The 12,935-nt window shown below is 62.6% G+C and carries 15 protein-coding genes; 2 read left to right on the forward strand and 13 right to left on the reverse strand.

Going from position 1 to position 12,935, the window contains the following annotated elements; all coding sequences use genetic code 11:
* Positions 1–3: 3 nt before the first annotated feature.
* Both GJ695_RS12390 and GJ695_RS12395 read right to left on the reverse strand, forming a co-directional pair.
* Positions 4–1,296: an MFS transporter gene (locus tag GJ695_RS12390; protein ID WP_154365115.1), complete on the reverse strand. Its 1,293-nt coding sequence runs from the start codon at positions 1,294–1,296 to the stop codon at positions 4–6.
* A 272-nt stretch (positions 1,297–1,568) separates the two neighbouring features.
* Positions 1,569–1,787 (reverse strand): hypothetical protein, encoded by a 219-nt coding sequence (locus tag GJ695_RS12395; RefSeq protein WP_154365117.1) that lies wholly within the window; start codon positions 1,785–1,787, stop codon positions 1,569–1,571.
* A 173-nt stretch (positions 1,788–1,960) separates the two neighbouring features.
* On the opposite strand from GJ695_RS12395, the gene GJ695_RS12400 reads away from it, so the two are divergent.
* Complete coding sequence (locus GJ695_RS12400; protein ID WP_166455122.1) at positions 1,961–2,650, forward strand: alpha/beta fold hydrolase; 690 nt, start codon at positions 1,961–1,963, stop codon at positions 2,648–2,650.
* On the opposite strand, the gene GJ695_RS12405 is transcribed toward GJ695_RS12400, so the two are convergent.
* Genes GJ695_RS12405 through GJ695_RS12420 form a run of 4 tightly spaced genes read right to left on the reverse strand, consistent with a single transcriptional unit; the run spans position 2,622 to position 6,282 of the window.
* Positions 2,622–3,266 (reverse strand): methyl-accepting chemotaxis protein, encoded by a 645-nt coding sequence (locus GJ695_RS12405; protein WP_154365121.1) that lies wholly within the window; start codon positions 3,264–3,266, stop codon positions 2,622–2,624. The genes GJ695_RS12400 and GJ695_RS12405 overlap by 29 nt on opposite strands.
* The gene (locus tag GJ695_RS12410) at positions 3,266–4,072 is read right to left on the reverse strand and encodes an ABC transporter ATP-binding protein (protein ID WP_154365123.1); all 807 of its coding nucleotides are present in this window, start codon (positions 4,070–4,072) and stop codon (positions 3,266–3,268) included. Before GJ695_RS12410 ends, GJ695_RS12405 begins: the two co-directional genes overlap by 1 nt.
* 11 nt (positions 4,073–4,083) lie before the next feature.
* Entirely contained in the window at positions 4,084–4,983 is a 900-nt protein-coding gene (gene ntrB / locus GJ695_RS12415; protein WP_154365125.1) for a nitrate ABC transporter permease, read from the reverse strand.
* Between the two features lie 15 nt (positions 4,984–4,998).
* On the reverse strand, positions 4,999–6,282 hold the full coding sequence (locus tag GJ695_RS12420) for a CmpA/NrtA family ABC transporter substrate-binding protein (protein WP_229260427.1): 1,284 nt from the start codon (positions 6,280–6,282) through the stop codon (positions 4,999–5,001).
* Here GJ695_RS12420 and GJ695_RS12425 point away from each other — a divergent pair.
* Positions 6,199–6,534, forward strand: a complete 336-nt coding sequence (locus tag GJ695_RS12425) for a hypothetical protein (protein ID WP_154365129.1) — start codon at positions 6,199–6,201, stop codon at positions 6,532–6,534. The two genes, GJ695_RS12420 and GJ695_RS12425, sit on opposite strands and share 84 nt — an antisense overlap.
* Here the strand turns inward: GJ695_RS12425 and GJ695_RS12430 are convergent.
* The 7 genes from GJ695_RS12430 to dnaJ all read right to left on the reverse strand — a co-directional run bounded on the left by GJ695_RS12430 (position 6,531) and on the right by dnaJ (position 12,833).
* Entirely contained in the window at positions 6,531–7,148 is a 618-nt protein-coding gene (locus tag GJ695_RS12430; RefSeq protein WP_154365131.1) for an ANTAR domain-containing response regulator, read from the reverse strand. The genes GJ695_RS12425 and GJ695_RS12430 overlap by 4 nt on opposite strands.
* A 118-nt stretch (positions 7,149–7,266) precedes the next feature.
* Positions 7,267–8,139, reverse strand: a complete 873-nt coding sequence (locus tag GJ695_RS12435; protein ID WP_154365133.1) for an ABC transporter permease — start codon at positions 8,137–8,139, stop codon at positions 7,267–7,269.
* Entirely contained in the window at positions 8,136–8,969 is an 834-nt protein-coding gene (locus tag GJ695_RS12440; protein ID WP_154365135.1) for an ABC transporter ATP-binding protein, read from the reverse strand. Before GJ695_RS12440 ends, GJ695_RS12435 begins: the two co-directional genes overlap by 4 nt.
* Positions 8,966–9,961, reverse strand: coding sequence for an ABC transporter substrate-binding protein (locus tag GJ695_RS12445; protein ID WP_154365136.1), 996 nt, complete (start codon positions 9,959–9,961; stop codon positions 8,966–8,968). The genes GJ695_RS12440 and GJ695_RS12445 overlap by 4 nt, the downstream gene beginning before the upstream one ends.
* Before the next feature lie 16 nt (positions 9,962–9,977).
* Positions 9,978–10,847: a TauD/TfdA dioxygenase family protein gene (locus GJ695_RS12450; protein ID WP_154365137.1), complete on the reverse strand. Its 870-nt coding sequence runs from the start codon at positions 10,845–10,847 to the stop codon at positions 9,978–9,980.
* 97 nt (positions 10,848–10,944) lie between these two features.
* Positions 10,945–11,622 (reverse strand): carbonate dehydratase, encoded by a 678-nt coding sequence (gene can, locus GJ695_RS12455; RefSeq protein WP_154365139.1) that lies wholly within the window; start codon positions 11,620–11,622, stop codon positions 10,945–10,947.
* A gap of 89 nt (positions 11,623–11,711) precedes the next feature.
* Positions 11,712–12,833, reverse strand: coding sequence for a molecular chaperone DnaJ (gene dnaJ, locus GJ695_RS12460; protein ID WP_154365141.1), 1,122 nt, complete (start codon positions 12,831–12,833; stop codon positions 11,712–11,714).
* Positions 12,834–12,935 lie beyond the last annotated feature (102 nt).

A 12,935-nucleotide genomic window follows, 5' to 3' on the forward strand; every position in this document is an offset into this window, starting at 1 on the left:
CCTTTAAGCGGTGGCGACTGCGTTGTCTACGGTGCTGCCGCTGAAGCGCGCAGCCAGTGCGCACAGCGCGGAGATGGCAACCAGGATGCCGAGGATGCTCAGCGTCTGCTGCACGTCGCCCATGCCTTTCATCAGGAAGCCCGCAGCGACAGCGCCCACATTGCCGCCGGCGCCGATGATGCCTGCCACGCCGCCCAAGGCGCGCTTGTCGATGAACGGCACCACGGCGTAGGTCGCGCCGCAAGCCATGTGAGTGAACAAACCGAAGAACAGCATGGCGGCAATGGCCAGCATGGCGTTGCCGGCGTGGGCGAACATCAGCAGGCCGGCGCCTTCGCCCAGCATCAGCACGAACAGCAGCGTGACGCGGTGATTCAGGTTGCCGCCGGCGGCAAACTTGTCCGATACCCAGCCGCCCAGCGCGCGGGCGAACAACGCCAGCAGGCCAAAGCTGCCCGCCGCCATGCCGGCCTGCGCCAGCGTCAGTTTGAAGTGGTCGACGTAATAGACCGCGGCGATGTTGTGGATGAAGATCTCGATGCCGAAGCAGGCGCCGTAGGTGATGAACAGCAGCCATACGCGGTAATTTGCGGCGGCCAGCTTGAACGAATCCCAGCCGCCTTTCTTTCCGCCTTCAATCGTAATGCCGGCGGCGCGTAGCTCGCTGAAGTTCCCTTGCGGGCAATCCTGCGTATAGCGGTAGTAGACAAAGGCCATGACGATCATTAGCACGCCGGGCACGATCAGCGCTGCGCGCCAGCCGAAGCCTTCGCTCACGCCCAGCATCACCATGGCGGTCATCAGCAGCGGCATGGCGGCTTGCGCGACACCACCGCCGGCATTGCCCCAGCCTGCGGCGGCGGCATTGGCGGTGCCCACCACCTTCGGCGCGAACATCACCGAGGTGTGATACTGCGTGATGACGAAGCTGGCGCCGGCCGCACCGATGGCAAGGCGGAAGAACAGGAAGCTCTCGTAGCTCTGCGCGAAGGCGACGCCAATCACCGGAATGGAACCAAGCAGCAGCAGGCCGGTATAGGCTTTGCGCGGGCCGAAGTGGTCGCACAGTGGGCCGACGACCAGCCGCACGAGAATGGTGACGGCGACGGCCGCGATATTGATGTTGGCGATCTGCGCGACGGTCAGTCCGAATTCTCCTTTAATCACCGGCATCAGCGGCGCGCAGGCGAACCACGCGAAGAAGCAGACGAAGAACGCCATCCAGGTCAAATGGAACGCCCGCATCTGTGGCGTTGAGATCGAAAAGAGCTTGATGCTGGTAGCTTTGCTGGCCATTGTTTATCCCGTTCAGAAAACAAAAAGGCGTCCGCGCAACCGGGCCTCAAAGACCGGGTTGGGCGGACGCCGTTGTCCTGCCAGTCCGTCTTTGGACCAGCTATGTATTCGTGTACTTCAGGGAGATCGCCGTTGACCTCTTGCCTTGTGTAGTGCAAGACGCGTGCCAAGCCTTCAAACACGCGGCTACAGAGGGAAACAGCGGAAAAACGCGGTGTGGTGGTGGATTGATAATTTGGTGCGGTGCGATGTTGCGGTGCGCGTTTGCACGCTTATGATGCACCGTTCACCCTGAAGCACTCAATCTGTTCGAATGCGGCGGTGGTCTTGGCGTGGGCGGCGGTGAGCCGCTTGAAGACATCCTGCGCCACCAGGTGGTAGGCGTCGATCTTGGCGCATTGCGCCAGCTCGTGCGCTGCGGCTTGTTCTTCAGCCAATGCGGCAGCAAACTCGGTGAATGCCCGCTGGCCTTCTCGATGGTAAATCGACATATCACCTCCTCGGTGAAAGAGCCATCGTAACAGGCATTCAGCTATTGAGGGGTTCTGTACAGATTCCGGTTCAGCTTCTATACTTGGTTGTCAAAAAGGCAGACATACAATGATCCGGCTGCAAGGCATCCGGCAACCGCCTGCCGTTCTTCTTCGAACGCTATCCGGCGCCGGTGGATGTCCACTTCCTCGAGAAGACAGGTATTCAGCCGGGCGACAGCGGCGAGACCTGCTCCGACACCTACAACCAGGCGGACTATCTGGAACGCCGCGTCAGCGACAATCTGGCCTTCATCGACAACCTGCCGCCTCTGAAAGCGCTGGGCGCGCGCAGCGTGGCGGTAGTGGGCTTCTCCGAAGGCGGCATGGTGGCGCCGCTGGTGGCCTTGCGCAGCCCGAAAATCGGCTGGCTCGCCACGGGCGGGAGTGGCGGCCTGCCGCAAAGCGAAGGCTTTCTGATCTTTGCAGATCGCGGTGTGGCGCCGTATGCGAATCCGCTTTCGCGCGCGCTGTTCCTGAAGACCTTCGCCGCCATCAAAGCCGATCCGGACAGCCTGGAAAAAGAATTCATGGGACACGCCTACCGCTACTGGAGTTCGCACCTGTTCTACGATCCGCTGCTCACCTATCGTCAACTAGACATTCCCATCATCGCGGCCATGGGTGAGAAGGATGAGAGTGAAGCGATCGAATCCGGCCGCGCCTTGCGCGACTACTTTGCGCAACATCCGGGCAAGGACTTCACTTTCATCGAATATCCCAACGCCAGCCACGCGCTGCAAGCGCCGGACCAGCCGCACCTGCAAGACTATGTCGCCAGCCTGGCCGATTGGTTCAAGCGGCAGCGGCCAGCGCCGCGTTGACCATTTCGTCGATTTCTCCGGTGATGGTGGACAGCACGCCAGCCACCACCGAGAACTCCTTGCCTGCCTGCCCGGCGCGCGCCGCCACGATGCGCGCATTGAACGCCACCATGCGCGCCTGGCGGTTAATGGTTTCAATATCCGTGATCACACCACGCAGCTGCCTGCGCACCTGCCGCGCGTTCTGCTTGGCCTGTTCCTCGTAGATGCCGGTGATCGCATTCAGGATCGCCAGCGTCGGCGTGGTGATGCGCACCAGTTCCGCCAGCAGTTCCTCCGCCTGCGTGGAACCCTGCGCGATGGCTTTCAAGGTACGTTCGCCAAGATCGGCAAAGGCCACGATCTGCTTGTCGCCATCGAGCTTGCCGAAGTAGGCTTCGCGCAACTCGGGGCAGAACACGCCGGGCAAACCATCCGCCTCGCTGAGCAGTGACTTGTGCGCGCCACGGAACAGTGTCAACGCTTCCTGCGCCGTGGCCGCGCTGCCATCCTGTCTTTGCGACGCCAGCAGCGCATACAGCACGATGCGCTGCGAGGTGAAGCGGCGGCGCCCGGACAAGTTGATCAAGGCGCTGAATACTTCGCCACTGAGCGCTTTGCTGGCGACGTTCTCCATCAGGCGGCTTCCTTCGCGGGATGCGCCTGTTTGCGATACAGGAATTCCAGCACCGCCGTGCGGTATGCCATGTACTTGGCGTCAGCCGCCAGGGCCACGCGGTCGCGCGGTCGCTCCAGTTGCACCTCGACGATTTCGCCGATGGTGGCGGCCGGGCCGTTGGTCATCATGACGATGCGGTCGGACAACAGCACCGCTTCGTCCACGTCGTGCGTCACCATCACCACGGTGGACTTGGTGGCGGCCACTATCTTCAGCAACTCGTCCTGCAAGTGCGCACGCGTCAGCGCATCGAGCGCGCCGAAGGGTTCGTCCATCAGCAGCACTTTCGGCTCCATCGCCAGCGCGCGGGCGATGCCGACTCGCTGCTTCATGCCGCCCGAGATTTCGTGCGGACGCTTGTTCTCGGCCGGCGTCAGGCCAACCAGCGCCAATGCAGCCATGGTGCGTTCGCGCAGCTGCGCCTTCGATTCAGTCTTGCCGAACACGCGCTCCACGCCGAGATGGATGTTTTCGTAGCAGGTCAGCCAAGGCAGCAGCGAGTGGTTCTGGAACACCACCGAACGCTCCGGCGACGGACCGGCGATTTCGCGGTTGGCGCACAACAGCACGCCGTCGCTCGGTTGCAGCAGGCCGGCGATCAGATTGAGCAAGGTCGATTTGCCGCAGCCCGAGTGGCCGATCAGCGTGATGAATTCGCCCTTGCGCACCGTCAGGTCGATCTCGCGCAGCGCGTGGAACACACCCTTCTTGGTGTGGAAGACCATCTCCACGCCTTCGATGTCGATGAATTTGGATTCGTCCATGATCGCGCTCCTTAGTTGGATACTTGTTCGTAGGTGAAGGCGCGGGCCAGCGCCATCAGCGCCTGTTCCAGCAGCAGCCCCACCAGGCCTATCGACACAATCGCGATGATGATGTGCGGGACATTCAGGTTGTTCCACTCGTCCCACAGCCAGAAGCCGATGCCCACGCCGCCGGTCAGCATCTCGGCCGCGACGATCACCAGCCACGCGGTGCCGATCGACAGGCGCACGCCGGTCAGGATGTACGGCAGCGCCGACGGCAGCAGGATCTTGGTCAGGATCTTCCATTCCGACAGATTCAGCACGCGCGCCACGTTCATGTAATCCTGCGGCACGCGCTGCACGCCAACGGCTGTGTTGATAATCATCGGCCAGATCGAGCAGATGAAAATCGACCAGATCGCAGCCGGATTGGCGGACTTGAACACCAGCAGCCCAATCGGCAGCCACGCCAGCGGCGACACCGGTTTCAGCAAACTGATGATCGGCCCGAACATGTTGTTGACGAACTTGACGCGGCCGATCACGAAGCCCAGCGGAATACCGACCAGCGCCGCCATGCCGAAGCCCATGCCCACGCGCTGCAGGGACGCCAGCAGGTTCCAGCCGATGCCTTGGTCGTTCGGGCTGTTGCGGTAGAACGGATCGGAGAACAGCTTGACCGCCTCCGCCAGCGTGACCATCGGCGTCGGGAAGGAACTGTTGTTGACGGTGATGAGCTGCCACACCAGCACCAGCAGCGCGGCGCCCACCAGCGGCGCCACGATCTTCATGGCGGTGGCGGAGACCTGCTGGCGCGCACGCGCCGTGCCGTTGGCGGCCAGCGGCCGGCGTGGACGGCGCGTCGGAGCGGAAGCTTCGATGGCCGCAGCCACCGGTTCCGCGCTATCGGGTTCGAGCAAGGCGTTCATGGCGTCCTCCGGTTATCAGGCTTTGATCTTGAACGAGGCGGCGTAGGCTTTCGGATTCTTGCCGTCCCATACGGAACCGTCCATCAGCTTCGAGGTGCGCAGAGGGCTTGCAGGGACAGGCGTCTTGGTCATGGCCGCCGCATCCTTGTACAGCGCGATCTGGTTGACCGAGGTGGCCACCGCCAGATAGTCCGGATCTTCCTTCAGCAGGCCCCAGCGGCGATGCTGCGTCATGAACCACATGCCGTCCGACAGGTAGGGGAAGTTGACCGCGCCGTCGTTGTAGAACTTCATGTGGTTCGGATCGTCCCAGGTCTTGCCCAGGCCATTCTGATAGCGGCCCATGATGCGCTGGTCGATCGCATCCTTGCTGGTGTTGACGTAGGATTTGTCGGCAATCGTCTCGGCCATCTTGTTCTTGTTGGCCAGCGAAGAGTCAATCCATTTGCCGGCATCCAGAATCGCCGCCATCATCGCGCGGCAGGTGTTCGGATATTTTTTCGCGAATTCCAGCGTCGATCCCAGCACCTTCTCCGGATGGTCCTTCCAGATATCCTGCGTGGTGGTGGCGGTGATGCCGACGCCATCCATGATGGCGCGGTGGCCCCACGGTTCGCCCACGCAGAAGCCGTCCATATTCCCGACACGCATATTGGCCACCATCTGCGGCGGCGGCACGGTGATGACCTTGGCGTCCTTCATCGGATTGATGCCGTTGGCGGCCATCCAGTAGTACAACCACATCGCGTGGGTGCCGGTCGGGAAGGTCTGCGCGAAGGTGTATTCGCGTTTATCGGTTTGCATCAGCTTGGCCAGCGACGGGCCGTCGACACCGCCCTTGTCGGCGATTTTCTTCGACAGCGTGATGGCCTGACCGTTGTTGTTGAGGCTCATCAGCACCGCCATGTCCTTCTTCTGGCCGCCGATCCCCATCTGCACGCCGTAAAGCAGGCCATACAACACATGGGCCGCATCCAGATCGCCATTGGCCAGCTTGTCGCGCACGCCGGCCCACGAAGCCTCTTTGCTCAGCACGAATTTGACGCCGTATTTTTTATCGAAGCCCAACACCGACGCCATCACCACGGAGGCGCAGTCGGTCAGCGGAATGAAGCCGATCTTGATTTCTTCCTTCTCCGGCTTGTCCGAGCCTGCAGCCCAGACGCCACCCGTTGCCAATCCCAACATGCTTCCTCCTGCGATTAAACCTGCACCATGAATGATTTTCCTGCGCTTGACATTAACGTCCGCGTCGCCAGGTGGCAAGGTGATCTTCGCTTTGAGCTGCTTGTATTTCATGGCAATCCCTCTGTAGTCGTCAATAACTATGGGCCAAAAAAAACGCCTACCCTCACGAACGAATTCATGATTGGTAGACGTCATTGTCTGGTGGGCCTCACCGCCGTTGGCGAGGCGCATCCGCGCATCATTGCGCTTGCTTACAGCTATGCAATGTTTGTGCCAGCAGTGCCACAGAGGGAGAACGCGTGGTTTGCGCAAAAAAAATGCACCGCAATTGCGCGGTGCATCATTTTGGTGGGGCGTTTTTAGCCTAGCAGGTCTTCGACGTCGAGGATGCGCTGGGCAACTTCGGACAGCTTGAGGTTCTTGCTCATGGCCATGGAGCGCAGTTTTTGATAGGCCTGCTCCTCAGTGAAGCGCTGGCGCTCCATCAGCAGGCCCTTGGCCTTTTCGATGACCTTGCGCTCGGCCAGCTTGCTCTTGGTGTCGGACAGCTCATCCAGCAGCTTCTGCTCGCGCTTGAACTGCGCCAGCGCCACTTGCAGCACCGGCTTGATGCGTTCGCTCTGCAAGCCGGCCACGATGTAGGCCGACACGCCGGCTTCGACGGCGGCCTCCATGCTTTCCGGGTCCTGGTCTTCGGTGAACATGACGATGGGGCGGCGCTCGTCGCGGGTGGCGATGACCACGTGTTCCAGCACATCGCGCGCGTCCGACTCGGCGTCGACGATGATCATGTCCGGCTGCAGCTGGCCGATGCGCTCGGGCAGGTACATGTCCGGCGGCAGCGAGGCGATGATGTCGTAGCCGGCTTCGAGCAGACCAATGCGCAGCACGCGCGCACGCTCGGCCTGAGCGTGCAACGCTTCGTCACCCTCATCATGGATGACGGTGTTGACGACGACGATACGCAAATTGGGCATGGCCGGCTTACGCATGGAGATGGGTCATGACCTTGCTGCAAGCAAGAATCAAACCAGTAGTTTGGATGTGCATTTGCAGATTCTACGGCACAAACGCCGGATTCTGCCAGACCTCATCCTAGCGTTGCATGCCCCAGCGTCGCACGGTTAACGTTTCCAGTGGACGGAATACCACGTTTTCCACCAGCAGGCCAATGACGATGACGGCGGCCAGCCCGGCGAAAACTTTGTCGGTGTACAGCTCGTTGCGGTTCTGGAAAATGTACCAGCCCAGGCCGCCCTGCCCGCCGGTGGTGCCGAACACCAGCTCGGCCGCGATCAGCGTGCGCCAGGCGAAGGCCCAGCCGATTTTCAGGCCGGACAGGATGGACGGCAACGCCGCCGGCACCAGGATGTGCAGCACCAGCCGCAGTCCGCTCAGGCCATAGTTGCGGCCCGCCATGCGCAGCGTGTCCGGCACCGACTGGAAGCCGGCGTAGGCGCCCAGCGCCAGCGGCCACAGCACCGCGTGGACGATGACGAACAGCAGGCTGCCGCGTCCCAGGCCGAACCACAGCAGCGCCAGCGGCAGCAAGGCGATGGCGGGCAGCGGGTTGAACATGGCGGTCAGCGTTTCCAGCAGGTCGCGGCCGATGCGGGTGGAGGCGGCCAATGCGGTCAGGGCGAAGGCGGCGGCGATGCCGGCCACGTAGCCTTGCAGCAGAACCGCCAGCGAGATGCGCACGCGGGCCGGCAGTTCGCCGCTGACCACACCGTCGATGAAGGCACGGGCGGTTTGCAGGAAGCTGGGCAGCAGCAGGTCGTTGGCCTGCCAGCGGGCGACGGCTTCCCACAAGATGGCCAGCAGGATCAGGATGACGGTTTTGCGCAGCCAGCTTTGCTGCCATGCGCGGCGCGCCAGCGGCAGCACGGGATCGGCGGCGCGCAACGTGGGCGGCGCGACGGTGTATTCGCGCTCCTGGAGGATAGGCGGATCGAGGACGAGGCTCATGGTGCGGCGCTCCGGTCGCGCGCCTCGGCGACACGCGCGGCATCCTGGTCGACCGATTCGCCGAACAGCAAGCTGTGAATGCGCTGTGTGGCGGCCTGGAACTCGGTGCTGCCGGCGCTGGCCAGATCGAACTGGTGGCTGTTCAACTCTGCCCTCACCTGCCCCGGATGCGGCGACAGCAGCAGGATACGGTTGCCCACCACCAGCGCCTCCTCGATCGAATGCGTAACGAACAGCAGCGTAAAGCGGAGCTCTTCCCACAGCCTTCCCAGCTCCTCCTGCATCTTGCGCCGCGTAAGCGCATCGAGCGCCGCGAACGGCTCGTCCATCAGCAGCACCTCCGGCTGCATCGCCAGCGCGCGCGCAATCGCCACGCGCTGTTTCATGCCGCCGGACAGCGTGTGCGGATGCGCATCCTCAAAGCCGGCCAGGCCCACCTTGGCGATCCAGTGCATCGCCCGTCCAGACGCTTCGTGACGGCTGACGCGCTTGGCCATCAGCAGCGGGAACATCACGTTCTCCTTCACCGTCTTCCACGGCGGCAGCTGGTCGAACTCCTGGAACACCACGATGCGATCCGGTCCCGGTCCGCGCACCGGCGCACCGTTGAGCGAGATGCTGCCCGCCGCCGGCTTGACGAATCCCGCCGCCGCCTTCAGCAGCGACGACTTGCCGCAGCCCGAAGGACCGAGCAGCACGAAACGGTCGCCGCGATACACGTCGAAACTGACGTCGTGCGTGGCGCGCGTGCCGCCGTATTCGAGGCTGACGCCATCGGCGCGCAGCAGCGGCTGGATGCCGCCGGTGGGACTGACGATCTGCAGGCTCATGATCCGTTCGCAATCACAGGATCTTCAAAGAAGTAATCGCGCCAGCTGGCCGGCTGCTTCTTGATCGCGCCAACGCGATACAGGAACTGCGCCAGGCCATAGGTGTTCTGCGGCGCCACGCTGAAGTTCACTTGCGGGTTCCTGATGATCTTCAGCAGCAGTTCGCGATCCACCTTGCTCTTGCTGATGCGCAGATAGGTATCGGCCGCGCCTTCCGGATTCCTGGCCACATACTGCGCCGCTTCCGCCAGCGCGGCGGTGAAGGCGCGGTAGGTTTTCGGATTCTCGTTGCGGAACTTCTCGGTCGCATACAGCACGGTGGCCGAACTCGGGCCGCCCAGCACATCGTAGGAATTGAGCACGATGTGCGCATGCGAATTGCCGGCCAGCTCCTGCTCCTGGAACGGCGGATTGCCGAAGTGACCGTTGATCTCCGTACCGCCCGCAATGACAGCCGCCGTCGCATCCGGATGCGGCAAGGTCTGCGTAAATTTATCCAGGCGCGCAAACTCCTTCTCGCCCCACTGTTTGGCCGCCGCGTACTGCAAAATGCGCGACTGCACCGACACCGTCACCGCCGGCAGCGCAATGCGGTCCTTTTCGGTCAGGTCGGCGATCGACTTCACTTTCGGATTGGTGCTCACCAGGTAGTAAGGGAAGCTGCCCAGCGACGCCACGCCCTTCACGTTCTGCCGGCCGTTGGTGCGGTCCCAGATGGTCAGCAGCGGGCCGACGCCGGCGCCGGCGATATCGATGGCGCCCGATAGCAGCGCATCGTTTACCGCCGAGCCGCCGGACAGCTGCAAGCGCTCCACGGTGATGTCGACGCCGAGCTTCTTGCCCTGCTTTTCAATCAGCTGCTGGTCCTGCGCCACGTTCAGCAGCAGGTAGACCACGCCGAACTGCTCGGCGATACGGATGCGGCCTTCCGCCTGCGCGGGTGCGGTCACGGCGAAGCTCAGGGCCAGAGCGGCGGCGGTCAGTTTGAACATGGAATTCCCTGGTGGATTAGAAAGGCGCGTCGCCTTCGATGGTGGTGCGATACAGCTTGCGGCGCAGATGCGCCGGCGTGCCGGCCGCCAAGTGCATCAGCGAGCGGTTATCCCAGAACACCATGTCGTGCGGCGCCCAGCGATGGCGATACACATGCTCCGGCAGCACGCTGTGCGCGAACAGTTCGGTCAGCAGCGTGCGGCTTTCGTCTTCCGGAATGCCGACGATGCGGGTGGTGAAATGCTCGCTGACGAACAGCGCCTTGCGGCCCGTCTCCGGGTGCGTACGCACCACCGGATGGACCACCGGCTTGACCTCGTCGATCTGCGCCTGCGTCAGCGCCGGGCGGAACGGGCTGCGGCGGCGCAGCTCTTCATACTGCGTCAGGTAACTGTGTTCGGCGCGCGCGCCCTGCACGGCATTGCGCAGCGCGGCCGGCAAGGTGTCCCACGCCAGGTGCATATTGGCGAACAGCGTATCGCCGCCTTCCGCCGGCAGCTCCTGCGCGTGCAGCATGGAGCCGAGGCTCGGCTTGTCGACATACGACAAATCGGAATGCCAGAAGTGGCCGGCGTCGCCCAGGCCGGTCGGCTTGCCGTCTTCGATGATGTTGGAGATGATCAGCACCTCCGGATTGGAGGGCAGCTGGAAATTGCGCAGCACGTGGATTTGCAGCGGCCCGAAACGGCGGCTGAAATCGACCTGCTGCTGCGGCGTGATGCGCTGGTCGCGGAACACCAGCAGGTGGTGGTCCAGATGCGCCTTGTGGATGCGCTGGAAGTCCCGCTGCGGCAGCGGGCGGTTCAGGTCCAGCCCAAGGATTGCGGCGCCCAGCGGCGCATCAAACAACTCAACCTGAAAAGTTTCCTGAAGAACGGCAGACATGATGCACACCTTGAGAACTATGTGCCATACAGTCTATGCCGCCGTCCTTATCAAGAAAACGAAGCTTATCCGATATCGTTATACGTTTTCAGTCCGATCAGCCGGCAACGACATCGTATTTGGCCAGACGTTGCGCGACTGCCGGCGCCAGCTGGTCGCGCCCGCTGACGGCAATGCCCATGTCCTGCAGCTTGCCGTCGTTGATGCCGTACACCCAGCCATGCACCGTCAGGTCCTGGCCGCGTTCCCAGGCGTCCTGCACGATGGTGGTGGCGCAGACGTTGGATACCTGCTCCACCACGTTCAATTCCACCAGGCGCTCCGAACGCTTTTGCTCGTTGACCACGGTGCCCATGTAACGCTCGTGCTTCTGGTGCACGTCGTGCACGTGGCGCAGCCAGTTGTCGACCAGGCCGACACGCGTGCCCATCATGGCGGCATGCACGCCCTTGCAGCCGTAGTGGCCGACGATGATCACGTGCTTGACCTTCAGCACATCAATCGCGAACTGCAGCACCGACAGGCAGTTCAGGTCCGAGTGCACCACCACGTTGGCGATATTGCGGTGCACGAAAACGTCGCCCGGCAACAGGCCCAGCAGTTCGTTCGCCGGTACGCGGCTGTCCGAGCAGCCGATCCACAGGTATTCCGGTGCGGCCTGGTTGGCCAGCCGGCTGAAGAATTCGGGGTCGCGCGCGACTTCCGATTCCGCCCAGCGGCGGTTGTTCTCAAGCAGGCCACGCAGGGGGGACGTGCTGTTTTTCAGACTTTCCATGATGCTCCTCTCGTACATAAGAAGACCGCCGGTCTGCCCAAAACGGCAGCGCGGCGGTCCGATATTACCAAGCCTGTGTGACCGACAAGTTACTCAAAGAAGTCCTTGACCTTGTCACGCCAGGTTTTCGTCTGCGGGCTGTGCTTGTTGCCGCCCTCGGTGGTCGACTTTTCAAACTCGCGCAGCAGGTCTTTCTGCTTGTCGGTCAGCTTGACCGGCGTCTCGACCGCCACGTGGCAGAACAGGTCGCCCGCGAAACCGGAACGCACGCCCTTGATGCCCTTGCCTTTCAGGCGGAAGGTCTTGCCCGACTGGGTGCCTTCCGGGATCGTAAACGATACTTTACCAGAGAGCGTCGGCACTTCGATTTCGCCGCCCAGCGCCGCCTTGGCGAAGGAGATCGGCATTTCGCAGTGCAGGTCGTCGCCTTCGCGCTGGAACACGCTGTGCGGCTTGATGTGGATTTCCACGTACAAGTCGCCCGACGGTCCGCCATTGGTCCCCGGTTCGCCGTTGCCGGACGAGCGGATGCGCATGCCGTTGTCGATGCCGACCGGGATCTTCACTTCCAGCGTTTTGTTGCGCTTGATGCGGCCCTGGCCCGAGCAGGCGGCGCATGGCTCGGGAATGATCTTGCCGGTGCCGTGGCATTTCGGGCAGGTCTGCTGGATGCTGAAGAAGCCCTGCTGCATGCGCACCTGGCCGTGGCCGGCGCAGGTCGAGCAGGTCACCGGCGAGGTGCCCGGCTTGGCGCCGGTGCCGTGGCAGGTGTCGCACTTGTCCCACGACGGCACGCGGATGGTGGTGTCGAAGCCGTGCGCCGCCTGTTCCAGCGTGATTTCCAGGTTGTAGCGCAGGTCGGCGCCGCGGTACACCTGCGGGCCCTGGCTGCGGCCGCGGCCGCCGCCGAAGATGTCGCCGAAGATGTCGCCAAAGGCGTCGCCGAAACCGCCGGCGCCGCCGCCGAAGCCGCCGCCCGCATTCGGATCGACGCCGGCGTGACCATAACGGTCATACGCTTCGCGCTTCTCCGGATTGGTCAGCATTTCGTAGGCTTCTTTGACTTCCTTGAATTTCTCTTCCGCGTCTTTGCTGTCCGGATTGCGGTCCGGATGGTACTTCATAGCCAGTTTGCGATAGGCCTTCTTGATCTCGTCTTCCGATGCGCTCTTTGCGACACCGAGTATCTCGTAGAAATCACGCTTTGCCATATTGTCGGGACCTTGCTTATATTCTGTACTGATTTATGCGAAAAAGCCGAGCCGGCGCCGTTTGACACGGCCACACGACTCGGCTGGCCATTCCCGCCGGAG

This window comes from Duganella alba, assembly GCF_009674495.1.
Classification (GTDB): Bacteria; Pseudomonadota; Gammaproteobacteria; order Burkholderiales; family Burkholderiaceae_D; genus Rugamonas; species Rugamonas alba.

Excerpts from the sequence above, each read along its gene's own strand:
- GJ695_RS12390 (WP_154365115.1), bottom strand. The coding sequence starts at position 1,296 with ATGGCCAGCAAAGCTACCAGCATCAAGCTCTTTTCGATCTCAACGCCA.
- GJ695_RS12395 (WP_154365117.1), bottom strand. The coding sequence starts at position 1,787 with ATGTCGATTTACCATCGAGAAGGCCAGCGGGCATTCACCGAGTTTGCT.
- GJ695_RS12405 (WP_154365121.1), bottom strand. The coding sequence starts at position 3,266 with ATGGAGAACGTCGCCAGCAAAGCGCTCAGTGGCGAAGTATTCAGCGCC.
- GJ695_RS12410 (WP_154365123.1), bottom strand. The coding sequence starts at position 4,072 with ATGGACGAATCCAAATTCATCGACATCGAAGGCGTGGAGATGGTCTTC.
- ntrB (WP_154365125.1), bottom strand. The coding sequence starts at position 4,983 with ATGAACGCCTTGCTCGAACCCGATAGCGCGGAACCGGTGGCTGCGGCC.
- GJ695_RS12425 (WP_154365129.1), top strand. The coding sequence starts at position 6,199 with ATGAATGATTTTCCTGCGCTTGACATTAACGTCCGCGTCGCCAGGTGG.
- GJ695_RS12420 (WP_229260427.1), bottom strand. The coding sequence starts at position 6,282 with ATGAAATACAAGCAGCTCAAAGCGAAGATCACCTTGCCACCTGGCGAC.
- GJ695_RS12430 (WP_154365131.1), bottom strand. The coding sequence starts at position 7,148 with ATGCCCAATTTGCGTATCGTCGTCGTCAACACCGTCATCCATGATGAG.
- GJ695_RS12435 (WP_154365133.1), bottom strand. The coding sequence starts at position 8,139 with ATGAGCCTCGTCCTCGATCCGCCTATCCTCCAGGAGCGCGAATACACC.
- GJ695_RS12440 (WP_154365135.1), bottom strand. The coding sequence starts at position 8,969 with ATGAGCCTGCAGATCGTCAGTCCCACCGGCGGCATCCAGCCGCTGCTG.
- GJ695_RS12445 (WP_154365136.1), bottom strand. The coding sequence starts at position 9,961 with ATGTTCAAACTGACCGCCGCCGCTCTGGCCCTGAGCTTCGCCGTGACC.
- GJ695_RS12450 (WP_154365137.1), bottom strand. The coding sequence starts at position 10,847 with ATGTCTGCCGTTCTTCAGGAAACTTTTCAGGTTGAGTTGTTTGATGCG.
- can (WP_154365139.1), bottom strand. The coding sequence starts at position 11,622 with ATGGAAAGTCTGAAAAACAGCACGTCCCCCCTGCGTGGCCTGCTTGAG.
- dnaJ (WP_154365141.1), bottom strand. The coding sequence starts at position 12,833 with ATGGCAAAGCGTGATTTCTACGAGATACTCGGTGTCGCAAAGAGCGCA.